This window comes from Chryseobacterium tagetis (assembly GCF_016735585.2).
Classification (GTDB): domain Bacteria; phylum Bacteroidota; class Bacteroidia; order Flavobacteriales; family Weeksellaceae; genus Chryseobacterium; species Chryseobacterium tagetis.
This window is the reverse complement of the sequence record NZ_JAERSE020000002.1, coordinates 792,537-815,905: the sequence shown is the minus strand read 5'-3', so window position 1 is coordinate 815,905 and position 23,369 is coordinate 792,537. Positions and strand designations below refer to the sequence as shown.

Sequence of the window (23,369 nt, the reverse complement as noted above, 5' to 3'; positions counted from 1 at the left end):
GTTTTAGAAGGAATATATTTGCATACATTTTGCTATTTAAATTTAATAATTATTTTGCTATCATGAAAAAGTATATTTCAATACTCTCTATTCTAGGGTTTCTGTTTATTTTTCAAAGCTGCTCTTCTCAAACGGGAATGGATTCTCAAACAGTTACAGCACTTGTAAACTCACAAGATTTTTCATTTCATGCAGAAAGGGCAAACCCCACGAATTATGATGTGATCAATGTCATGAACTCAATGCCTAATTCTACTTCTACAAGAATTCTGGATCTTACAGGCGGATATTATTCTATTGATATAAAAGGTGATAAGCTAGAGTCGGTTCTCCCTTATTTTGGAAGAGTTTTTAATCCATCTTATGGAAATAATGAGAAAAACAGCTATAGATTTACCTCAAAAGATTTCACGATAAATAAATCTCAGAATAAAAAAGGAACCTGGATTATCAGAATTAAACCAAAAGATGTAAACAATGTAGATGAGATCGTAATGGAGGTTTATAAAAACGGGAAAGCATTTACTTCAATAAAAGGCAATGACAGACAGCCTATTTCTTATGACGGATACATTTCTAAAAACGAAGAAAAAACTCAGGAAAAAGAAAAGCTTTAAAGGAAATTTTTTGGGAGTCTGATGATACGCAACAAGTGATAAAACAGATTTAAATAATCTCGGAATCTCAAAACTCGGATCTCGAATCCCTTAAAAACTTTTCAACAAATAATTTTGCTTCGGTACTTGGATTTGAAACCATCGCTGAAGCATTTTTTTTATGTTCAATATACGCTTCTTCCACGGAATTATCTCTTTTCATCATAGCCAGAATATACTCCTGAACCCAGTATTCAAAACGTTTTTCAGCCTGTTGAACTCTTACTTCCTCGAATCTTTCGGTTTTCTTTTTAAGATCAATAAATTCATTGATTTTTTCAAAAACCTCTCCTAACCCTTCATTATTCAACGCAGAACCAAGCAGAACAGGAATTTTCCAGTTTTTTTCTTTGGGAGGAATGAAATCTAAGGCTCTTTTTAGTTCTAATTTGGTATTTTTTGCTTTCTGGAGATTATCAGCATCAACCTTATTAATAAAAATAACATCTACCATTTCCATGATGCCTCTTTTAATTCCCTGAAGCTCATCTCCTCCTCCTATGATTTTCAAAAATAAAAAGACATCAGTAATATCTGCAACCAATACTTCAGACTGTCCTACACCAACAGTTTCTATTAAAATATAGTCATAACCTGCTGCTTCACAGATCATCATCGTCTCAAAAGTTGTATTCGCAACACCTCCTAAAAATCCTGAACTTGGAGAAGGGCGGATAAAGGCATTTTCTTCTTTTGCCAGTTCCTCCATCCTGGTTTTATCTCCTAAAATACTTCCTTTATTGATTGCGGAACTTGGATCGATAGCTAAAACAGCCACTTTTTTACCGTTGGAAATAGCCAACCTCCCAAAATTTTCTATAAAAGTTGATTTTCCGGCTCCCGGAACTCCGGTGATTCCCACACGAATGGATTTACCGGTAAAAGGCATGATTTTTTTTAATAATTCTTCAGCCTGTATTCTATGCTCGGATTTTTTGCTTTCAACCAAGGTAATCGCTTTTGCAATCAGGCGTTTATTTCCTAATCGTATCCCGTCAAAAAGCTCTTCTGTAGAAAATTTCATCGATTCAAAAATAAGGATTAAACAATGATCGGTCAATAGTTAATTTACTTTGGCAGACAATTTTTATAATTGTTTACTGAAATATCATATAATCAGGTAATGATTCATTAGTCTGCTGTTTTGTAATTTTTATTTCTTCTAAATTAAAACTACGAGCGTTTTCATCAACCAAAAACGAAATTAGCTACATTTGTTACTATTCAAAGGTAATAAATATGAAAAAAATCATTGCTATAGCTTCATTTGCTACTCTTTTAGTAGTTTCTTGTACAACAAAAGCACCAGTAGCCACTGCAACTCCATCAGCGCCTACTTCTACTCCGGAACAGATCGCACAGGGAAAAACCATCTTCGAAAATTCATGCGGAAGATGCCACAAATTACCAGATCCGACATCTCACAACTCCGTACAATGGGTTGGAATCATGAATTCGATGGCTCCAAAAGCGAAACTTACCGATGATCAACATCAGTGGGTTTACGATTATATCGTATCTGTGAAGAAATAATTCACTTCAAACATGATATTATTATGAAAAAATTAATTTTGGGAATGATCCTGGCTTCTGCAACGATGGTTATATCGTGCGGACCGAAAAGTGTGGCCGTAACCGGACCTAAATACACTTCAACCGAACAATTGGCACAGGGAAAAACCATTTTCGAAAACTCGTGCAACAGGTGTCACAAATTACCAGATCCTGCAAAACACGACGATCAAGGGTGGATAAAAACCTTAAGCAGAATGGCTCCAAAAGCTAAGTTAAGTGACGATCAGCACCAAATGGTTTATGATTATCTGATATCTGTAAATAAAAAATAGGCTTCTTTTGAAGTCTATTTTTTATTTTAACTCAATTCCCAAACCCGGTTTTGAAGACAGGATGATCTTGCCGTCTTTGACAAAATTACCGGATGCATAATCATTGGAAATAAGATTGGCCCCATCCAAATCTGCATAATCAACCAATCCCGTTAAGACACTGCCTGCAGAAATCCCGACACTGGATTCTGTCATGCAACCGATCATGATCTTGTAATTTAATTCTCTGGCCTTTTTGATCATTTCTAAAGCAGGAGTTAATCCGCCACATTTCATTAATTTGATATTGATACTTTTATAATAAGGAATTAATTCTTCTAAAGAATCAATATTCTGACAATCTTCATCGGCCATCCAATTCGCGAAGTTTTCTTTTTTTAAAATATTGTAATTTCCGATTGGCCTCGGTTGTTCCAGATAAGAAAATTTTTCAACCTCAACATTTTCCTGAAGCCAGATACAGTCTTCATCGGTAAAACTGGCGTTAGAATCTAAAGCTATATTTTGAGGTAATTGTAAAAGCTTTTCAACATGATCTTTATTTAAACCTTTACATTTCACTTTGAATTTATTCCATTTACTTTTGTTTATTTTTTCAATCTGATGATCGATTTCTCCAACAGAAATAGTGATTGAACTTTCAACTAAATTTTCGGCCGAAAGATTATTTAATTCAATAAAGCTTTTATTTTCCAGCTTACCGAAAAGATCCCAATAGGCGCAATCCAAAGCAGATAATAAGAATGGATGCAGATTTAAATTCAATAAAAAATTAAAAAAATCTTTTGGATGAATGATTTTCTGAGCTTCAACCTGAATTTGAATTTCTTTTAATTTCAAAACAAAAGATTGAAGATTGATTTGATAATAATCGATCGCTACACATTCTCCGTACCCTTTACAATTTTGATGAGAGAGTTCTATGAGTAAAGCTTCTCTTTTATTGTAATTCCCGTATGCAATTGAAAATGTTTCTTTTAATTGAAGCTGTCTTATTTCAAACCGTAATTCCATTATTAAATTTACAAAAAAAAGGAGACTTAATTGGTCTCCTTCTTTTTTTTAGTTTTACTTTTCTTTAGCATTTTTGATTTTATAAATTTCTTACGATCCTTTACGATATTCAAACTATACTCCGAAAAACAATATTTTGCAGCTTCATCTAAAAACTTGAGAGCATTGACAAAGCTTCCTCTTTTTTCAGAAAGTAAGGATCGGTAAAACCATAAGGTTGCTTTATCGATTCCTTTAATCTTCAATGAATAGGTAATCAGTTTTTCTGCTTCCTGAAAATCTTCATTATCCAAAAGGCATTTAATATAATATTGGGGAACATTTAAGTTCGTCATATCACATTGCATGGCTTCTTCAAAATAAAGCTTTGCTTTTTCATAGTCAGATAACATTTCGCTGTAGATCCTTCCCATCAGACAAAGACTGTCTGCATCTTCCGGATCATAAGACAATGCATAATTCAGCGCTTCCAGACAATCCGGCAAACTGTACGGATAATTATCCAGTGCTTCAAAGTAATATTTATTTTTAGTTAAGGTCATTTTTGTAATTTTTTAATTCATTTTTCAGCTGATTTCTTTGTTTTTTGAAAGATTTCTCCTGATAATTCTTTTTAAAATCTGTTCCTGAAAATGTTCTGACCGGATTTCCCCGCTGAACATTCAAGTGATTGTTCCATGTTTCCTGCATTCTTTTTTGAAGCTGAATAATATTCTGTTCCAATACTTTTTCTTTTAATCTGATAATCGAAAGCTTCTTATTCTCCAACTGTGAGCGTGAATCCTGAACGAAAACACTTTCCCCTGTAGGAATATGAGTGGCCCGAACTGCTGTATTTACTTTATTCACATTTTGTCCGCCACTTCCCTGGCTTCTTGCCGTTTGAAACTGAATATCTTTTTCATTAAAATTGATGGTCTCCAATCCTTCCAATTCAAAAATTCCGATAAACCAGTTGCTTCTTTTATGCAGTTTCCGGAACGTGCTTTTTCCTGTCCAACATATACTTCCTAACCAATTCTTTAAAAATTCATTTAATTTTTTGGATTTTAAAAGAAGAGTTACAGATTTCAAGGTCAGGTTTTCATCCCCGTTTTCACGATGGATGATTTCGTAGTCTATTGTATTATTTTTTGCTTCCTCAAGGAAGACCTTCAGAACTTTTGCAACTACCCATTGGCATTCTAAAGGTCCTCTTCCTGAGGTTATTTGTATTAATTTTTCCATTGTTTTAATTAATTCTAAAGTGAACAGGATAAATAATATCGGAAAACAGGCAATCAAAAACCGTGGGATCGTCATTACAATCCGTAGAAACGGATTTTACTTTTATTAAAGCTAATTCATCTGTCATTTTTTCATACCCATTTTCTTTCATGATATTTAAAACTGAATTGTATTTTCCTTTTTCATAAGGATCAGCAATTCTTATAATACTCTCCGTTTCAATTTTTCCTTTTTTACTTATTTCAAAAGCCTGGATATAATAAATGTTTAAAAACCAATTGATCCAGACTCTACAGCAATGAAGAGGTTTTCCCGTTTTCAAATATTTTTCAAAATCCCAATCTTCATACCCTTCACTTGTATCGACTTCATCAATATCTTCATTTAAATAAAAGGTCCAAACATCCGAAATATCACCCATTTCCTCTTTTGAAAACCTATCCGTTTCAGAAGATAAAGACTGAAAATGAACAACCGTATTTACTTTTTCAAATTCCTTACGAAACAGATTAGTTACATGAGGATCTTTTAAAAACACATTTGCTTTTTCCCTCAATAATTTTCTGTCATTTAAGAAATTTTGATTGATAAATTCAAGTACTTTTCCTTTGATAGGATTGTTCATTCTAACTGATTTTCGGTATTTCACTTAATTTCGGATGGCCGACAGGATCAATTCCTTTTTCCAATAAATCTTTTGCAGCCATAACCGCCCAACATTTATCACTGGAATGAATATTTCTGTAAAAAGAAAGCAGAACATTGGGTTTCACAACAGTGAATCCGTTTGTTTCGATAGTTTCCAGATCATTTCTTTCAAAGAAATCAATTGTAATTCTGTGAAACTTTCCGTTTTCCAGTTCCATCGTTTTCTCGTATCTCCGAAAGTTTTCTTCACTCGGAAGATGATCGTATCTTGTCCAAACTTTTTGAAAACCTTCCTGCTGAAGTATCATGACCACATCAGCAACATTTTCTTTATGTACAAAAACATCAATATCCTTATGATCATGAGCATGTTTATATTCTGCATGTCCGATTTCAGACATAAAATGCCACGCCCAACCTCCTGAAATAATGACTTTATCTTTTAATTTTTCTAAAATTTCAAGTCCGCTTTTAATTCTAAAATCCGGCCAGACTTCACCGTATCTTTTTATATTATGTGGTGCTCCCATTTTTTTGTTTTTTGTTAATGATTGATAGTTAATTGTTGGTTTAAAATCATCTTTATTAAACCTCACAGGTTTTTGAAACCTGTGAGGTTTGAAAAATTTTAATCAAAATCTATCATTCAATTTATTTATCCATTCTCACAATTCTCGGCTGAAAAGTTCCCAGAATATCGACTAATTCACTTTGTGCGTTCATGACTTCGTTGATGTCTTTATACGCCATGGGTGCTTCTTCTGTATTTCCACCCATCAAAATGACATTCTTGAGTTTTAATTCTTTTTTGATGTCATTTTGGGTAAACAGACTTCTGCACTCTCCTCTCGAATGCGCTCTTCCTGCACCATGTGAAGCTGAGTTCAATGAATCAGGATTTCCTTTTCCGCGGACGATAAAACCTTTTGCGGTCATCGAGCCGGGAATCATTCCCAATTCATTTTCATTAGCAGGAGTTGCTCCTTTTCTGTGAACAATCACTTCTTTTCCGTTATGGATTTCTTTCCAGGCGAAATTGTGATGGTTTTCAACTCTCGCTTTTACCCTTCCTCCGACAGCTTTCACCAATCTTCTGTGAATATCGTCGTGACAAGCTGAAGCATAATCTCCTGCCAAATTCATTGCTGTCCAATATTCCAATCCGAGATGGGTATTCAGATCCAGCCATGCAAATTGTTGTGCCTCTTTTGGTAACGGACATTGTTCTGTCGCTACTCTTGAGTAATACTGAGCGATTTCTGCTCCCAATCCACGTGAACCGCTATGTGAAAGAATTCCCAAGTATTTTCCTTTCGGAAGCCCGATTTGCTCATCTTCTTCTGTAATTTCCACTTCTCCGAATTCCACAAAATGATTTCCGCCACCGGAACTTCCCATCTGCTTAATGGCTTTTCCTTTTAATCTCCTCAAAATCGGAATCATGTCGAACGTATCTCTGTCGAAAATTTCATGATCGATATGAGATTTATGTGTTTCATACATTCCGAATTTTGTATGTTCAGCAAGAGCTTTTTCGTATTTATCTCTCGCTCCGTCCAGATATGAAATAGGAGTATCCAAAATACTGAGGCTCATTCTGCAACCGATGTCCATCCCGACTCCATAAGGAATCACAGCATTTTCAACGGCAAGAACACCACCGATCGGAAGTCCGTAACCACTATGCGCATCGGGCATTAAAGCGCCCTGCGTTGAAATTGGAAGTTTCAAAGCGGTGTACAGCTGGTTTTTCGCTTCATCTGAAATATTATTTCCGAAAATCTGAAAAGATGCACGATTGGTATTGAGCATTCTTTTTTCCGTTTTCTTTGATGAAAGCAAAGCTTCTGCAATTTGTCCGAAAGTCAGATCTTTTTCAAAACCTTCCGGATTCTGCAGAATTTCCTTTAAAAGAGATTTCACATGATGAATGTTTTTCGTTGCAAAATTTCTTTTCATGACTTCCAAAGCGATGTTGACACTCTGATTGTTTGGATAGCCTATTTTTAATATATCTTTTCCTTTTAGTTTTAAATTTCCCATTGTTGTTGTTTTAAAATTGAGTGTGAAATACTAAATTTTGAATCTACATCTCGCACAGTTTCTTCGCCAACTAAACTTTTAGTTGATTATATTCAAACCTCATAGGTTTTTGAAACCTATGAGGTTTATTTAAACGATAACCTTTTCCTAGCCCCGATTGCAGCGACATCCTTTTTTGTTGCGGCCGCAGCGAAGCGGAGGCCGTAATGAAAAAGATATAGTGGAAAGCGGGAAACAGCTCCTAAAAACTATTTGAAAAGATTCCTAAATTTTATAAAAAAAGATTTCGGGAAAACTAATTAGAGTTTGAAATATTGCGCAATAAAAAACCCGAAATCTCTGCGACTTCGGGTTTTGATATTTCGTTGTACTTTTATTCTAAGAGTATACCAAACCACGAAGCCTCGCCTTTGCAAAAGGCAATCCTACTGTTGAAAGCTGATTGAATTTGAACATTGCTTCGTTGTTTTTTAAATGGTTAAACTTGATTTTCAGATGCAAAGATATAGTAATTTTTGAATAATCAACTTTTTATTTGCAAATTTTTATGAAATTCATAAAAAAATCTGAATAGAAAACTATCCAGATTTGTATATTTTTTAATCTTTCGATCCCAGATCGTCCATCGGATCATCCATTCCTTTGACAATGTTGGAGTGATAAACCCTTTCAGATCCAAGAAAATAAATATTGTGTCTTGCTTTGGCAATGATTCCGTTGTATTCTTCTTCAGTCATGCCATCCGGAATATCTTTATGGTCTTCCGATTGTTTTCTATAAACTTGCAAAGCTCCGTTTCTATTTAAAATAGATTTTGCGGAAGTTGCCTGTTCAAGATCATCAGTGTAAACAACAACGTTATTTTTTCCAATACTGTGTTTACGGTAAGCATCCAGCATTTCTGCATCGTGAGCAAAAACATAATCGAAAAAACCTTTCGTCTGCTCGTCTTCCTGATAATGATCAAGTCCAGTTTCTACGTTTGATTTTGAAACAATGATATTCGCTTCATCGAAACCGTTTTCTCTTAAATCTTTTCTAATTTCCTCTGTATCTACAGTCTTTGGAAATACTGAAACTACTGTATAAGCCATAATATTTTGTTTTGTGGTTATGACTTACAGTACAAACGCTGTGCAATTTATTCGTTGGAAAAGTTAATTTAGTTTAAAAATTTCTCTAAAATATCCACCGCGCACTTGGGAAGATTCGTTCCAGGACCGAAAATGAAATCTGCTCCGTTTGCGTAAAGGAATTCATAATCCTGTTGAGGAATTACTCCCCCAACCACAATGGTAATATCATCTGCTCCCAGTTTTTTCAATTCTTCTACAACCTGCGGAACCAACGTTTTGTGACCCGCTGCCAACGATGAAACTCCTAAAATGTGAATATCGTTTTCAACCGCCTGTTTTGCAACTTCTTCGGGAGTCTGGAATAATGGTGCAACGTCGACATCGAATCCCATGTCTGCAAATGCTGTTGCTACTACTTTCGCCCCTCTGTCATGACCGTCCTGTCCCATTTTCGCAACCATTAATCTTGGACGGCGACCTTCTTCTTCTTCAAATTTCTGAGTAAGGTTCAGCGCTTTTTCAAAATATTCATTTTTACCTGCATTCATGGCATAAACTCCTGAGATTGTTCTGATGTTTGCTTTATATCTTCCGAAACTTTCTTCCATCGCATCGCTCATTTCTCCAAGAGTTACTCTTCTGCGAGCTGCTTCGATACATAATGCCAAAAGGTTTCCTTTTCCTGTTTTTGCGGATTCTCTGATTTCATTTAAAATCTGTTCAACCGCTTCAGAATTTCTGCTTAGTTTAATCGAGTCTAATCTTTCGATCTGTTTTCTGCGAACTTCTGTATTGTCGATATCCAGAATCTCGATTTCGTCTTGTTTCAAGTCTGATTTGAATGAATTTACTCCAATGATAAACTCTTCACCGCTATCAATTTTTGCCTGCTTTCTTGCTGCTGCTTCTTCAATTCTCATTTTTGGAATACCAGCTTCGATCGCTTTAGTCATTCCTCCTTCCTGCTCAACCTCATCAATGTACTTCATTGCTTCTTCGATCATTTGCTGAGTCAGAGATTCCACCAGATTACTTCCACCCATCGGATCTACCACATCGCAGATTCCGCTTTCCTGCTGAAGGATAATTTGAGTATTTCTTGCAATTTTTGCAGAATAATCTGTCGGAAGCGCAATAGCTTCATCCAAAGCATTTGTGTGAAGAGACTGAGTTCCTCCTAATGCTGAAGATAAGGCTTCAATTGCTGTTCTTGTAATATTGTTGAAAGGTTCCTGCTCTGTTAAAGACCAACCTGAAGTTTGCGAATGAGTTCTTAAAGCTAAAGATTTTGGATTCTGAGGATTAAACTGCTTTAATAATTCAGCCCAAATATATCTTGCCGCACGCATTTTTGCGATTTCCATGAAGTGATTCATTCCGATTGCCCAGAAGAAAGATAATCTTGGCGCGAAATCATCGACATTCATTCCTGCTTTTATTCCTGTTCTTACATATTCCAATCCATCTGCAAGGGTATAAGCCATTTCCAGCACCGGTGTTGCTCCGGCTTCCTGCATGTGATATCCTGAAATTGAAATAGAGTTGAATTTTGGTATATTCTGAGAGGTATATTCAAAAATATCCGCAATAATCTTCATGGAAGGTGCAGGTGGATAAATGTAGGTATTTCTCACCATGAATTCCTTCAAAATATCATTCTGAATGGTTCCTGAAAGCAATTCCTGAGAAACACCCTGTTCTTCTGCCGCAACGATATAGAACGATAAAATCGGTAAAACCGCTCCGTTCATCGTCATAGAAACAGAAATCTGATCTAATGGAATTTCATTAAATAAAATCTTCATGTCTTCCACAGAATCGATCGCAACTCCAGCTTTCCCAACGTCACCAACTACTCTCGCATGATCTGAGTCATATCCTCTGTGTGTCGCCAAATCGAAAGCTACGGAAAGACCTTTTTGTCCTGCCGCTAAGTTTCTTCTGTAAAAAGCATTGGATTCTTCTGCTGTTGAAAACCCTGCATACTGACGAATCGTCCATGGTTTCTGAACATACATCGTAGAATACGGACCTCTTAAATAAGGGGCAATTCCCGGAGAAGTTTCTGTTAAGTCTTTATTTTTAACGTCTTCTGCTTTATAGGAAGATTTTAACTGCAATCCATCTTTTTCAAAGGGATAGATTTCCGATTTTTTTTCAGTTATATTAAATTGAGGAGTTTTATTTTGAACTTCTCTTCTCATACTTTCAGATTTATTACCTGCTAAAATTACGGATTTTTGAGATAATAATTTTGTGTTTATTTTTAAAGAAAAAAGGCAGTTTTGCGATCTCACAAAACTGCCTTTATTGTTGTCTAAACTATTAAAACTAATGTCTTTTTAAGTTTTTTATATTTATTTTTATAAAAATCACTATAAAATTCTTAATCAGGACATTTGATCTTAATGGTTAAATTTTCAATTATTTCTGAAGCTTTCTAATTCCCATTTCATACAAAGCGAACGAAATCAGATCAGCATTTTCACCAATGACCTGCTCTGTAGAACGACCAGCTCCGTGACCTGCATTTTTTTCAATTCTTAATAAAATAGGATTTTTACAAGCCTGTTTTTCCTGCAATTCTGCACCAAATTTAAAAGAATGTGCCGGAACTACTCTGTCATCATGATCACTCGTAATAATCATTGTTGAAGGATAGCAAGTTCCTGCTTTTACATTATGAACAGGTGAATAAGATTTCAGGTATTCAAACATTTCTTTATTGTCTTCTGCTGTTCCATAATCGTAGGACCATCCTGCTCCCGCCGTGAATTTATTGTATCTCAGCATATCTAAAACCCCAACTCCCGGGAAAGCTACTCTAGCCAAATCGGGACGCATTGTCATGGTTGCTCCAACTAACAAACCTCCGTTTGATCTTCCTGAAAGTGCCATAAATTCTTTTGAAGTATAGCCTTTAGCCTGTAAATATTCTCCTGCTGCAATAAAGTCTTCAAAAACATTTTTCTTTTGCTGCTTCGTTCCTGCATCGTGCCATTTTTTTCCGTATTCTCCACCACCACGAATGTTTGGTACGGCATAAATTCCCCCGTTTTCCATCCAGATTGCATTCACTACAGAGAAAGCCGGCTGTAAACTGATATTGAAACCTCCATAAGAGTAAAGAATTGTTGGATTTTTACCATCAAGCTTTGTTCCTTTTTTATAATTAATCATCATCGGAATTTTTGTTCCGTCTTTTGAGGTATAAAATACCTGTTCAGACACATAATCTTCCGGATTGAATTTCACTTTCGGCTTCTGATAGACTTCAGATTTTCCCGAATCTGCATTGAATTTATAAGTTGTTCCCGGAGTGATGTAGTTACTGAATGAAAAGTATAATTCTTTTTCTTCTTTTTTACCTCCGAAACCTCCAACATTTCCTTTACCCGGTAAAGCAATTTCTCTGATCAGTTTTCCTGTTTTATCCAACTGTTTTACCTGATCAATCGCATCAATCATGTAAGTTGCAAAGAAATATCCTCCTCCTGTAGAGATTCCTAATACGTTTTCTGTTTGCGGAATAACGTCTTTCCAGGTTTCCGGTGAAGGATTTTTGATGGTTGTTTTCACCAATCGCATATTCGGAGCGTCTTTATCCGTGAAAATATACAGATCATCACCATCCGTGTCTACAATGCTTACATTGAGATCGAATCCTTTATTGATTTGCACAAAATCACCTCCTTTTTTCAGATCTTTGATGTATAATTCATTTCCGTTGGTTGCATTGGCAGCAGAAATAATCAAATATCTCTGGTCTTCTGAAACTCCTGCTCCCAAATATCTTCTTGGAGTCTTATCGCCTCCGAAAATTAATTTATCTGCAGATTGTTTTGTTCCAAGCTTATGAAAATAGACTTTATGCTTATCAGTCATTCCGGAAAGAACGGTTCCTTCTTTCGGCTTGTCGTAGCTTGAATAATAAAAGCCTTCGTCTCCCTGCCAAGAAATTCCACTGAATTTTACATCAACCAGTGTTTCATCAATCTGTTTTTTGGTTATTGCATCGATTATTATGATTTTGTTCCAGTCGCTTCCTCCTTCTGAGATGGAATAAGCCGCCAAGTTTCCTTTTTTATTGAAAGATAACTGAGCTAAAGATGTTGTTCCTTTTTCTGAAAATTTATTTGGATCTAAAAAAACTTCTGTCGATTTCGTTTTATTATTGGTTCTGTATAAAACTGACTGCGCCTGAAGTCCGTCATTTTTATAATAGTAAGTATAATCTCCTTCTTTGAAAGGGGCTGAAATTTTTTCATAATTCCAGATATCTCTCAACTGATCTTTAATCTGGTCTCTGAAAGGGATTTTTGAAAGATAATCCTGGCTGTGTGCTACTTCTTCATCCACCCATTTTTTTGTGGCTTCAGAATCGTTTTCCAAGTCCCTGAATGGATCTGCTACTGCTGTTCCGAAATATGTATCTGTTTGATTTCCTTTTAATGCTTTGGGATAAATCATTTTTTGAGAATAAAAAGTTGCTGAAAATAAAACTCCAGCTGTTAGTAAAATAGGTTTAAAATTCATTGTGAAGGTTTTCTCAAAAATACGGAATGTGTTTTAAATAAAAAAAGCTTCCGATGATTCAGAAGCTTTTAGATATATTTTTAAAAGAAAAGATTAATAATTTTCCTCTTCTCCTTTCATTTTTTCAGCGTTTTCAGCCATGATTACCGCATCAATCATTTCAGAGATATCTCCATTCATGTAGGCATCAAGGTTGTACATTGATTTGTTGATTCTGTGATCGGTAACTCTTCCTTGCGGATAGTTGTACGTTTTGATCTTCGCAGAACGGTCACCTGTAGAAACCATCGATTTACGCTGTGCAGCAATATCTCCCTGTACTTTCTGTAGTTCGATGTCGTATAATTTGGTACGAAGCATTTCCATCGCCAATTCACGGTTTGCCAACTGTGAACGAGCCTGTTGACAAACCACTACCATTCCGGAAGGTTTGTGTGTTAACTGTACTTTCGTTTCTACCTTGTTTACGTTCTGACCTCCTGCTCCTCCTGAACGTGAAGTCTGCATTTCAATATCAGCAGGATTCAGTTCAAAATCCACTTCTTCTGCTTCGGGTAAAACCGCGATGGTAATTGCTGAAGTGTGAACTCTTCCCTGAGATTCTGTTTCCGGAACACGCTGTACACGGTGAACTCCTGATTCGAATTTCATAATTCCGTATACTCCTTCTCCTTCCACTTTCATGATCAATTCTTTGTAGCCTTTTGCTGCTTCATTAGAATCGGTTACTTCATGTCTCCATCCTTTTGTCTTAAAGTACATGGTATACATTCTGTACACATCTTCCACGAAAATGGCTGCTTCATCCCCTCCTGTTCCGGCACGAAGTTCCACAATAACGTTTTTGTCATCAGCAGGATCTTTAGGAATCAAAAGAACTTTAAGCTCTTCTTCCAATCCCGGAATTTTTTCTAACGCTTCGTTTTTTTCGATTTTTGCCAGTTCAACAAAATCTTTGTCTGAACCATCTGCAATAATCTCATCAGATTCTTCAATGGTATCTAAAGCCCCTTTATATTGATCATAAACGTTTACAATTTTTCCCAAATCACTATATTCTTTGTTTAAAGAAGAATATCTTTTCTGGTCTGAAATAACATCAGGCTGAATAATAAGGTCCGCAACCTCATTGTATCTTTGTTTTATAGCTTCCAGTTTCGGAATTAAACTTTTAGACATAGTGAAAATTTAGTTTGCAAAGATACGGAATTGATTACGAACAAAAAAAGTCCATTTTCATGAGCTTTGAATTTATATTTTTTTAGGTAATTATACGCCAATTTACACTGACTTTATTAAAAATAAGAGGACTAAAAATTATTAGTCCTCTTTTGCTTTATTCAGATTTAAAGTACTCATCAGTGATGTTCTGTACTTTCTCTAATTGAGGTTCCTTAAATTCTGCTTCTTTTAAATCACTGTTAATGTCAAACCAGTTTGCTACTACAACATTTATTTCCAATTCAGGAGAAGCACCGAAGCCTATATCATCTTTAGTTATAATTTCTTGTATTGTCATTTTAGGACCTCCTGTTTTAAGAATTACTTTGTCTCCTACTTTAAAATTTGATTGTGCCATAATTATTTAGTTTTTGATTTGTATAAAAATATATTTTTTTTGCTATAAATCAAAACTTTATATAAGTTTGTAAAAACATTTAATCATGAGTAACCCAATTTTTATTGATTTAACAGATTATAATGATAATGTTGTTAGTATAAATGCTAATCACATTATTCAAATTTCAGAGTATGAACATCCAAAAGATAAGGACATCATTACTACTGTATCATACTATCTAATTCCTGATTGTAATAGTCAAACAATGAATTTCAAAACTTCTGAAAGAAGAGAATCTATTTTGAATAGAATTAGACTTTTATCTTTAAAGGAAAATAATTAAGTCCTTTTTTAATTTCATCTAAGATAGTCTCTATTTCAAAGGAATTACAATTGTCTAATGTCTTTAAGATTTTAGACTTTTTTTTGTCAACTTTTGCTTTGTTAAATACACTTTTGCTCATAATGATTTTTGTTTTTTAGTCAGTATTGATTAATCTCATTTGTTACATATACAAAAAGAAAGAGAACTAAATTAGTTCTCTTTGTCTTTTTTCTTTGGTTTAAAAATCAAGGTCTGTTTTATTAGTTGGTCAAACTTTGATAGTTTCTGTATAAACTCTGATTTTATTAATGGTGTTTCATCTATGTAGATTACTTTATTGGCATCCAGTATTAAGTAACCGAATTTGTCTTTAATATCATCCACATAGAAATACTCCTCACCATCTATAATAGTGTGTCTCACTTGTTCGTGTTTAAGCTGTTCACTTATTGTCATTGACATAATTCTTTGTACTTAGTTCGGATATTTGAATTTGATAACAAATATCTGAATTTTTCTTGGTCTGAGACCTTTCTCAGGTTAAATCTATACACAAATTCATCAACATATTTTTGGAGGTGCTTTTTTGAAACATGATTATACATTCCTGAAACACTCTTTTTAAGTATATTCCAACTGCCTTCGATATTATTTGTGTGTATATTATTATCCTGCAAACTTACATACTCTTTTTTGGAATGGTCAATGATTCTATGGTCATAGTATTTATTCAAACCTGTATATCCCAACCATTCATCAGAAATCAGGGTTGTAGTTTCTGGATTTACATACCTACAAACTAATGGCTGAATACTGCTTCTCTTTGTATCAGGTACAACAAAAGCATTCATTTTGCCATCTCTTTGAAGCATTCCCATTACGGGTGTTTTATCCTTAAAACTACGTCCCTGAGAGTTTTTAACCTTCTTATCCTTGTGTCTGTTCTTATTTTTCCCACCAATAAATGTTTCATCACATTCAACAACACCCTCTAACTCATTACCATTTTCAATACCAAAACAGGCTCTAATTCTTTGAAGCATGAACCATGCAGTTGCCTGTCTTACTCCAATATCTTTTCCCAATTGTATTGAACTAATCCCTTTCTTATGAGAAGTCACCAACCAAATAGCCATGAACCATTTCTTCAAACTGACTTTTGAGTTTTCGAAAAGTGTTCCAGTTTTGACATTAAAGTATTTGCCAGTATTCTTACATCTATACTGGTTATTTTTACACTTATATACTTTTGAGGCTTCATCAAAAGGACTTACAGGAACTTTGCTCCATTTCATTATCTCTAAGTAGTCTATGCAATCCTGCTCAGTAGAAAAGATTTGAGTAAGCTCAAAAACTGATTTTATGTTAGTGTTAAACATGATTAATATTTATGTGATGTGAATTCTTATTCTTTATCTAAAGTGATATTATTCCACTGTATCTGTGTAGAGTTTATTTTGTGAAATTTATAAGTTCCACCTGAAGTACCAGCAGTGATTGTGAAATTATAGTCTGTATCATTTATTATTTCATCTACTTTAGCTGTCTGATTTGAAGCAGCAGTTTGTGTTAGAATTGCTTTGTAGCTCGTTCCATTCATTACATAAATAAAATCATCATTTGTAAATTTATAATAAGATGTATTACCTACTTTCCAAGAACCCTGAATCCATGCAGGAGGATGAAAGTATTGAGTTGTTACAGGATTGTTTTGTTGTGGTGTTGAATCATCATCGTTTCCAGAACAGCTAACGAAAGAAATAGCAACAAGTAAGATAAATAGTATTTTTTTCATTTTATAATATTTAGTTACCTGCACTATTCATTATAACTTGCATTTTAGAAGATTCCATAAAGGTACTTCCCGCTTGTCTATACACCATTCGTTTTCCACAAACATCCAGTGCATAGGAGCCTCTTCCTTTATCTATGATTTTGATGTTTTCCACGGGACAACCTTGCTCAACTGATACAATTTTGATTAGTTTACTTTCTGTTGCCCCGTGTGTTGCTTTTGCTGTTGCTTCACAGCTTAATAGAATTACTGATAATGAACTGATTAATAGTAAGTTTTTCATAAGATAGATTTTTAATCTACCCAAACCCAATGTAGAAAATTTGTGATTAAATAAAAAAAGCATGGGTCTGTAGTTCTTATTTAATCTGTAGAGGTTCTGGTAAACCATGAGGTATAAATAAGAGAAACCCATGCCCATATAGAGCATGAGCATTCAACTTACTTATTCTACACCTCATTTTGAATTTACCAGATTCCTACAGGCAGAATAAAAGCTAATGCTTTTCTTTTTTCGAAAAAATTTGACTACAAATATACAAAAACTATGCCTTTTATTGTTTATCTTAGAGGCAAAAATTAACCTATGAATACGAAATTAATTAAGCTTGAAGACATTACTGGGAAACACTGTATTATAAATACCACTTGTATTTCATCTGTTATAGAATCTCACATTGGAGGTGAAGATTGTATAACTGTAAAAATGACAGATAAATCTGAAATTGATTTAGATATGACAGTTGAGGAATTTTATAATCTAATTAATGAATAAGCGTTCTTTAATTCTTATAATGACATACTTAAATAGAAATTTGACTTCGGTATAACTTTTACCTTTTAATAAGTCTACAATTTGTTCAACTTCATTGTTGAACTTTTCTTTGTCAAATTTTTGATTTTCCATAGTGTAAAATTTTAAGATTATTTATAAAAAAATAAGGCTGTCTCGGTTTGAGTCAGCCTTTGTATTGTTTGTTTCGTTAAAGATTGTTATGAATTTAGCTTTGAAATAATTTCTTTAGCCTGTGGGTGCACAATTTTTTCAATCTCACCATTTGAAAACTTTATAATTAGTGTGGTATGCCCTGTTCTTGGATTTTTACTTTCACTAATTGAGATTATATGAGAAAGATTAAAATGCACACCATTAATTTCAATAAATTTATTCATAGTTATCAATTTTATCAAATATAATAAAAATGAGATAAAATATCAGACTTATTCTTTAGTGTAAAGTAACGTATAGTTACCTTTTTTTATTTGATCATCATTTTCTGAATGACAATTCCTGTTTCTGGTTTCAACTGAAAAAGATAAGGTTCATTCATACATTCCATTCTCATCGCTGAGCCCAAATGTCATAAAAAAACAAAAGGCTTAAAAAAAGCCTTTTGTCTATCAATCTAATATGAACGGAATTAATTTTTAATCACTTTTTTAGAAATTGTCTGTCCGCTTTTTAGTTTTACCTCTACAATGTACACTCCGTTTGGATAGCCTTGCAGATTGAGCTGATTATTAGAGAACTGAACATTAATTTTTTGTCCCACCATATTGGTAACGCTGACAGCATCAATTAATGAATCAATTTTAATATTCAGAATATCTTTTGTAGGATTCGGATAAATCCCAAGATTTACACGTTTTATATCTGATGTTCCCAGCGCAGAAGTTTCTTTAATACATCTTAGGGACTGACCTTGTCCTCTAGGACCTCCTGAAGATGCGTTCGCAATCGTTGTCCCTATATAAAGATACTTTCCTCCTGAACCTGATACATCAGAACTCCAATAATATCCTCTTTGTCCTTCATAGGTGAAAGTAGCATCTATTGGACTTCTGTTACCTGCTGCAGGAAGTTTAAGCCTGCTGTTAAATGCAGACGCAGGATTTGAAATACCTTCTGCGCTCACCGCTGTTGTCCAGTCTGCCTGAGTTGGTAATCTCCAGCTCTGCCCAATTGCTTTACAAGGATCTACTCCGATTTCTGAAGTCATTGCAGCAATATTTTCTCCTGACCACTTATCAGTTAACGCATTTGAACTCCACCAATAATTACTCGTTCCTGATCCGATAATGAATGAAGTAATGCCTGTTAAACCTGAAGGATTATTAACCGAAGGCATAGAAACCGTGGAAGAATTTCTCACTTGATGACCATCATCCCATCTTCCCCACTGGAAAAGATCTCCATAAGAATTGGTATCTGTCATAGTCGTTGCCACCTGAGTACTTCCTAAATTCTGCTGAAGCCAAACCTTGCCATCCTGTCCTCTTACAGTGGTATAAGAAACCGGCTGTCCTTTGTAGGTAAAACTTACGCAACCTGTATCTCCAGGATTTGCTCCCGGGTCTGTATTATTACAAGCAGGAGTAAGGGAAATTCTCTTCACTCTCACCCCACTTTGAGAATAAGTAAGAACTAAAGAATTGCTAACTGCATCATATTGCAAATCATTGTACGTCGCTGTACCATCAGATACGAAATCACCTCCAAAAGTTCCCCAAGTATTGGTAGTCGCATTATATTCATATACTGTATTTTTTCCTCCGTTAATAGCCCAACCACTTGCCACAACATATATTTTTCCAGCAGGTGTTACTGCAATCGCTACATTATAAAGATCATTGGAAATTCCAAAATTCACATCACCTACCTGCTCCCAATCTGTTCCGTTGAATTTTTTCACATTCAGCCTTCTGTTGTTTGCTGCATTTGAAGAATATACTACGTACAATTTATTATCTGCTCCAATCGCAATATCTGAAGTTGCGTTTACTCCTTCTGTAAAGGTAGTTCCCACCGAAGCTCCTCCAACTAAAGTCCAGCTATCAGTCGAAGAAGCTGTCAAAGAATTTTCAAATACTTTTACTCCGGATGCATTTTGACACACATATACTTTTCCGTTAGTCCCAATTACCATTTCAGCATTATAAGGAACACCTCCCGCAACTCCTGTTGGCCCAACCTGTTCCCAAGCACCGTTTACATAACGCTTCACTGTCCCAGAATCTACAGAACCATACGCAAAAAGATCTCCGTTTGGTGCTACTGCAGAAGCCTGATAATTTGTGGTTGCACTAAATACGTTGGGAAGCTGACTCCATACGCCCGCATCAAATTTTCGAACCTCCATTCCTGAATTAGGATAGGCCCATTGGTTGGTATAATATAATTTCCCTGAAGAATCTACAGACAAAGAGCTGTATGTTGCACTTCCCGTTGTAACTCCTGCTGCACCACCTACATAAGACCAAGAGGTTCCGTTAAATTTTTGTACTGAACCCTTAGACACTGCTACATCGTAATATGAAACGTAATAATTTCCCTGCGTATCAATTGCTAAATTATTATAACTAGACGTACCGGAAGAAAGATTTCCTGATGTTCCTACATCCTGCCATTGCTGAGCAGATAAAGCCCCTGCCGCAATAGATAACATTCCTACTCCTAACCCAATTTTGGTCGCTACAGAATATAAATTTTTAAACATTTGAATATTTATTTTTATTTATTCTAAATTAATTGTACTAAATTTGCGCAAAATTACTTGTATCGGATTAAGTATTGTTATCATTTTCAAACTATTGATAATCATACAGAACATAAAAACCCAAAAGACTGATTTTCAAATAATAAATTGAAAAACCGCCATATGAAGCATACCATTAAGGAGGGGCAAATTTATAATTCAGAGGAAATCTCTATTCTCCTTCATACCAATTCAAATGAGGAAAAATGCCTTAAATCGAATTTTGTGGAAGGAAAATCGAGCTTTAATCTTCTTTTTTTGCTGAGCCCAAGTATCAATTTGGACGCGCAGGACTGCGGAACTCAATTTTCATTCAAAGAAAACGAATACATTCTGCACTATTCTTCAAAAGAGAGTAAAGCTAAATTGTGGACAGAAAATCAGGAGCTTTTAAAATACCTACAGATACAAATAAAATACCGATACATCTTTAATCTTTTTAATCCTGAAAAAAGCAAAGAGAGTTCAGACATCCTGGAACAGATGAAAAAAAATAATTTCATCTTCCTGCACAAGCAGACTCCTCCTTTAATGACAGTAGAAATGCATATCATTCTGAAAGAAATTATCGAATATTCAAAGAAAGGAATGATGCAGAAACTTTTTATAGAGGCTAAAATCATCAAGCTTTTGATTTTAATTTTTGAACAGTTCACCGAAAAAGATAATATTGAAAATCCATCGGAATTACACATCCGCATCAAAAAATATATTGACGAGAATTATCACAAAAGCATTAAGATCAATGACCTGAGCCAAGAACTAGGAATAAATGAAAATAAGATCAGAAAAGAATTTAAAGAACATTATCATTCTACAATTGTTGACTATGTTTCGGAGCTTAGAATGCTAAAAGCCAAGAAACTTATCGTTGACAAAAACATTATGATCAAAGAAATAGCCATAGACTGTGGATACGACTATGTGCAGAACTTCTCCAGAGCCTTCAAAAAAAAGTTTGGAATATCTCCGGAAAAACTCAGAAATGCGTAAAACAGAAAAACCACTAACAAGTTAGTGGTTTTATATATGTTGTTTTGCTTTGATATTGCTTCTTCAGAATTCAGGTGAAAAAGCAATGACATACAAATTAATGATGTCCGTGACTATCGTGTTCGTGAATAAAAGGACCGTGACCTTTAGGAGAGTTATAAATAACTTCTACACCTTCTTGCTCGTATACCATTTTACTTCTAATTTCTTCCGGATCAAAAGGAGCTACTTTACCAAAGTATTCTTTCAAACCTTCCGTCAACCACATTGGAATCACCAATCCGAAAAACATAAAAATACACCAGAATCCTACTAGGAACATTGTAACGAAGTAGATTGTCCAAAGGAACTGATAAAACGGCCAAAATGCTGATAACATCATTTTACTTAATATTTTAGGCAAAAATAGAACTTTTTTCTTTTTTACACAAAAGATACACGTCCTATTTTTTTATTTATTTTGATTTTAAACTAATTAATGAGCTAATGCTGCAAAGAAATCATTTCCTTTATCATCACTAATGATGAACGCAGGGAAATCTTTCACTTCAATTTTTCTTACAGCTTCCATTCCTAATTCAGGGAAATCGACTACCTCAACTGAAAGAATATTGTCTTTTGCAAGAATTGCAGCAGGTCCACCGATTGATCCTAAATAGAACCCTCCGTATTTCCCGCAAGCATCGGTAACCTCTTTACTTCTGTTTCCTTTTGCCAGCATGATCATACTTCCACCATGGCTCTGGAATTCATCTACATATACATCCATTCTTCCTGCAGTGGTAGGCCCGAAACTTCCTGAAGCCATTCCTTCCGGAGTTTTTGCCGGTCCTGCATAATAAATCGGGTGATTTTTGAAATATTCAGGCATTGGTTTCCCACTGTCAATGATTTCTTTGATTTTTGCGTGAGCAATATCTCTTGCTACGATTAAAGTTCCGTTTAGCTTTAATCTTGTTTTGATTGGATATTTTGAAAGTTCAGCCAAGATTTCAGGCATTGGCTTATTCAAATTAACTTCAATTGCTTCTTCCAAATGTGGCGGCGTATCCGGCAAGAATCTCTTAGGATCCTGCTCCAACTGCTCTAAGAAAATACCTTCTTTTGTAATTTTCCCTTTAATATTTCTGTCCGCAGAACAAGAAACCCCCATTCCAACCGGGCAAGAAGCAGCGTGACGAGGAAGTCTGATCACTCTTACATCATGTGTTAAGTATTTCCCTCCAAACTGTGCTCCAATTTCACTTTCCTGGCAAATCTTCTGAACTTTCGCTTCCCATTCCAGATCTCTGAAAGCCTGACCGGCTTCATTTCCTTCTGTAGGAAGGTTGTCATAGTATTTCGCAGAGGCTTTTTTCACTGCAGCCAAATTTGCTTCGGCAGAAGTTCCACCGATAACCAAAGCTAAGTGATAAGGCGGACAAGCAGCCGTTCCTAAGTCTGAGATTCTCTCTTTTACGAAAGCTTCCAACGATTTTTCGTTTAGTAACGATTTTGTTTTTTGGTAAAGGAATGTTTTGTTGGCAGAACCTCCTCCTTTTGTTAAGAATAAAAACTCGTAATAATCTCCTTTTTTAGCATAAATATCAATTTGTGCAGGAAGATTGGAACCTGAATTTTTCTCATCAAACATCGTTAAAGGAACAACCTGAGAATATCTTAGGTTTCTTTTTTGATAGGTATTGTAGATTCCTTTGCTTAAATATTCACCATCATCAACTCCCGTGTATACATTTTCTCCTTTTTTACCCATTACAATTGCCGTTCCTGTATCCTGGCAAGATGGCAAAGCACCTTCTACCGCAACCGCAGCATTCTGCAATAAGTTATAAGCAACGAATCTGTCGTTATCTGTAGCTTCAGGATCATCGATGATTCTTCTCAAACTTTCCAAATGCGAAGAACGAAGCATGAAAGAAACGTCTGCCATAGCTTCTTCAGCCAATAGTTCAAGACCCTTCGGATCTACTGTCAAAATTTCTCTGTCTCCTAGTTTTTCAACTTTTACATAGTCTGAAGTAAGCTTCTTGTACACCGTATCGTCTTTCTGAATCGGATACGGATCCTGATATCTAAATTCCATTTCAATTTTTTATTGTTACAAAAATACGG

At 35.0% G+C, this 23,369-nt stretch carries 26 protein-coding genes; 6 read left to right on the top strand and 20 right to left on the bottom strand.

Annotation, left to right across the window (positions count from 1 at the left end; all coding sequences use genetic code 11):
- The first annotated feature begins 62 nt into the window (after positions 1-62).
- Positions 63-617: a DUF4251 domain-containing protein gene (locus JI747_RS09245; RefSeq protein WP_225687969.1), complete on the top strand. Its 555-nt coding sequence runs from the start codon at positions 63-65 to the stop codon at positions 615-617.
- A gap of 67 nt (positions 618-684) precedes the next feature.
- On the opposite strand, the gene meaB is transcribed toward JI747_RS09245, so the two are convergent.
- Complete coding sequence (gene meaB, locus JI747_RS09240) at positions 685-1,680, bottom strand: methylmalonyl Co-A mutase-associated GTPase MeaB (RefSeq protein ID WP_225687967.1); 996 nt, start codon at positions 1,678-1,680, stop codon at positions 685-687.
- 215 nt (positions 1,681-1,895) lie between these two features.
- Between meaB and JI747_RS09235 the strand changes: the two genes are divergently transcribed.
- Together JI747_RS09235 and JI747_RS09230 are read left to right on the top strand one after the other, a co-directional pair.
- The gene (locus tag JI747_RS09235) at positions 1,896-2,189 is read left to right on the top strand and encodes a c-type cytochrome (protein ID WP_225687965.1); all 294 of its coding nucleotides are present in this window, start codon (positions 1,896-1,898) and stop codon (positions 2,187-2,189) included.
- A gap of 23 nt (positions 2,190-2,212) precedes the next feature.
- On the top strand, positions 2,213-2,503 hold the full coding sequence (locus tag JI747_RS09230; protein ID WP_225687963.1) for a cytochrome C: 291 nt from the start codon (positions 2,213-2,215) through the stop codon (positions 2,501-2,503).
- 21 nt (positions 2,504-2,524) lie between these two features.
- On the opposite strand, the gene JI747_RS09225 is transcribed toward JI747_RS09230, so the two are convergent.
- The 11 genes from JI747_RS09225 to JI747_RS09175 all read right to left on the bottom strand — a co-directional run bounded on the left by JI747_RS09225 (position 2,525) and on the right by JI747_RS09175 (position 14,626).
- A complete protein-coding gene (locus tag JI747_RS09225; protein WP_225687961.1) occupies positions 2,525-3,517 on the bottom strand; it encodes an enolase C-terminal domain-like protein in 993 nt (330 codons plus the stop codon).
- 26 nt (positions 3,518-3,543) lie between these two features.
- The gene (locus JI747_RS09220) at positions 3,544-4,059 is read right to left on the bottom strand and encodes a tetratricopeptide repeat protein (protein WP_225687959.1); all 516 of its coding nucleotides are present in this window, start codon (positions 4,057-4,059) and stop codon (positions 3,544-3,546) included.
- A complete protein-coding gene (gene prfH, locus JI747_RS09215) occupies positions 4,046-4,744 on the bottom strand; it encodes a peptide chain release factor H (protein WP_225687957.1) in 699 nt (232 codons plus the stop codon). Before prfH ends, JI747_RS09220 begins: the two co-directional genes overlap by 14 nt.
- 4 nt (positions 4,745-4,748) lie before the next feature.
- A complete protein-coding gene (locus JI747_RS09210) occupies positions 4,749-5,369 on the bottom strand; it encodes a hypothetical protein (protein ID WP_225687955.1) in 621 nt (206 codons plus the stop codon).
- A 1-nt stretch (position 5,370) separates the two neighbouring features.
- Positions 5,371-5,922 carry a nucleotidyltransferase family protein gene (locus tag JI747_RS09205; protein WP_225687953.1) on the bottom strand — a complete coding sequence of 184 codons (552 nt, stop codon included), beginning with the start codon at positions 5,920-5,922 and terminating at the stop codon, positions 5,371-5,373.
- 121 nt (positions 5,923-6,043) lie between these two features.
- Positions 6,044-7,435, bottom strand: coding sequence for an RtcB family protein (locus JI747_RS09200; protein ID WP_225687951.1), 1,392 nt, complete (start codon positions 7,433-7,435; stop codon positions 6,044-6,046).
- A gap of 599 nt (positions 7,436-8,034) precedes the next feature.
- Positions 8,035-8,529, bottom strand: a complete 495-nt coding sequence (locus JI747_RS09195) for a hypothetical protein (RefSeq protein ID WP_225687949.1) — start codon at positions 8,527-8,529, stop codon at positions 8,035-8,037.
- A 68-nt stretch (positions 8,530-8,597) separates the two neighbouring features.
- Positions 8,598-10,715: a methylmalonyl-CoA mutase gene (gene scpA, locus JI747_RS09190; RefSeq protein ID WP_225687947.1), complete on the bottom strand. Its 2,118-nt coding sequence runs from the start codon at positions 10,713-10,715 to the stop codon at positions 8,598-8,600.
- A gap of 220 nt (positions 10,716-10,935) precedes the next feature.
- Positions 10,936-13,047 (bottom strand): prolyl oligopeptidase family serine peptidase, encoded by a 2,112-nt coding sequence (locus tag JI747_RS09185; RefSeq protein ID WP_394371133.1) that lies wholly within the window; start codon positions 13,045-13,047, stop codon positions 10,936-10,938.
- A gap of 93 nt (positions 13,048-13,140) precedes the next feature.
- Positions 13,141-14,226, bottom strand: a complete 1,086-nt coding sequence (gene prfA, locus JI747_RS09180; protein WP_225687945.1) for a peptide chain release factor 1 — start codon at positions 14,224-14,226, stop codon at positions 13,141-13,143.
- A gap of 157 nt (positions 14,227-14,383) precedes the next feature.
- On the bottom strand, positions 14,384-14,626 hold the full coding sequence (locus JI747_RS09175; RefSeq protein ID WP_225687942.1) for a DUF2158 domain-containing protein: 243 nt from the start codon (positions 14,624-14,626) through the stop codon (positions 14,384-14,386).
- Positions 14,627-14,711: 85 nt separating this feature from the next.
- Here JI747_RS09175 and JI747_RS09170 point away from each other — a divergent pair, with 85 nt between their 5' ends.
- On the top strand, positions 14,712-14,951 hold the full coding sequence (locus JI747_RS09170) for a hypothetical protein (protein WP_225687940.1): 240 nt from the start codon (positions 14,712-14,714) through the stop codon (positions 14,949-14,951).
- A 192-nt stretch (positions 14,952-15,143) separates the two neighbouring features.
- Here JI747_RS09170 and JI747_RS09165 read toward each other — a convergent pair whose 3' ends face one another.
- From JI747_RS09165 to JI747_RS09150, 4 genes are read right to left on the bottom strand one after another with little or no spacing between them, the layout of a single operon-like run.
- Positions 15,144-15,395 (bottom strand): hypothetical protein, encoded by a 252-nt coding sequence (locus JI747_RS09165; RefSeq protein WP_225687938.1) that lies wholly within the window; start codon positions 15,393-15,395, stop codon positions 15,144-15,146.
- Complete coding sequence (locus tag JI747_RS09160; RefSeq protein ID WP_225687936.1) at positions 15,386-16,312, bottom strand: IS1595 family transposase; 927 nt, start codon at positions 16,310-16,312, stop codon at positions 15,386-15,388. Before JI747_RS09160 ends, JI747_RS09165 begins: the two co-directional genes overlap by 10 nt.
- A gap of 26 nt (positions 16,313-16,338) precedes the next feature.
- Complete coding sequence (locus JI747_RS09155) at positions 16,339-16,728, bottom strand: hypothetical protein (RefSeq protein WP_225687934.1); 390 nt, start codon at positions 16,726-16,728, stop codon at positions 16,339-16,341.
- 10 nt (positions 16,729-16,738) lie between these two features.
- Entirely contained in the window at positions 16,739-17,011 is a 273-nt protein-coding gene (locus JI747_RS09150; RefSeq protein WP_225687932.1) for a hypothetical protein, read from the bottom strand.
- A 303-nt stretch (positions 17,012-17,314) separates the two neighbouring features.
- Here JI747_RS09150 and JI747_RS09145 point away from each other — a divergent pair, with 303 nt between their 5' ends.
- Positions 17,315-17,503: a hypothetical protein gene (locus JI747_RS09145; protein ID WP_225687930.1), complete on the top strand. Its 189-nt coding sequence runs from the start codon at positions 17,315-17,317 to the stop codon at positions 17,501-17,503.
- 218 nt (positions 17,504-17,721) lie between these two features.
- Here JI747_RS09145 and JI747_RS09140 read toward each other — a convergent pair whose 3' ends face one another.
- Both JI747_RS09140 and JI747_RS09135 read right to left on the bottom strand, forming a co-directional pair.
- Positions 17,722-17,901 (bottom strand): hypothetical protein, encoded by a 180-nt coding sequence (locus JI747_RS09140; protein ID WP_225687928.1) that lies wholly within the window; start codon positions 17,899-17,901, stop codon positions 17,722-17,724.
- Between the two features lie 248 nt (positions 17,902-18,149).
- Positions 18,150-20,225: a T9SS type A sorting domain-containing protein gene (locus JI747_RS09135; RefSeq protein ID WP_225687926.1), complete on the bottom strand. Its 2,076-nt coding sequence runs from the start codon at positions 20,223-20,225 to the stop codon at positions 18,150-18,152.
- 162 nt (positions 20,226-20,387) lie between these two features.
- Between JI747_RS09135 and JI747_RS09130 the strand changes: the two genes are divergently transcribed.
- A complete protein-coding gene (locus tag JI747_RS09130; protein WP_225687924.1) occupies positions 20,388-21,257 on the top strand; it encodes a helix-turn-helix domain-containing protein in 870 nt (289 codons plus the stop codon).
- 97 nt (positions 21,258-21,354) lie between these two features.
- On the opposite strand, the gene JI747_RS09125 is transcribed toward JI747_RS09130, so the two are convergent.
- Complete coding sequence (locus tag JI747_RS09125) at positions 21,355-21,639, bottom strand: hypothetical protein (RefSeq protein WP_225687922.1); 285 nt, start codon at positions 21,637-21,639, stop codon at positions 21,355-21,357.
- Positions 21,640-21,732: 93 nt separating this feature from the next.
- Positions 21,733-23,340 carry a fumarate hydratase gene (locus tag JI747_RS09120; protein WP_225687920.1) on the bottom strand — a complete coding sequence of 536 codons (1,608 nt, stop codon included), beginning with the start codon at positions 23,338-23,340 and terminating at the stop codon, positions 21,733-21,735.
- Positions 23,341-23,369 lie beyond the last annotated feature (29 nt).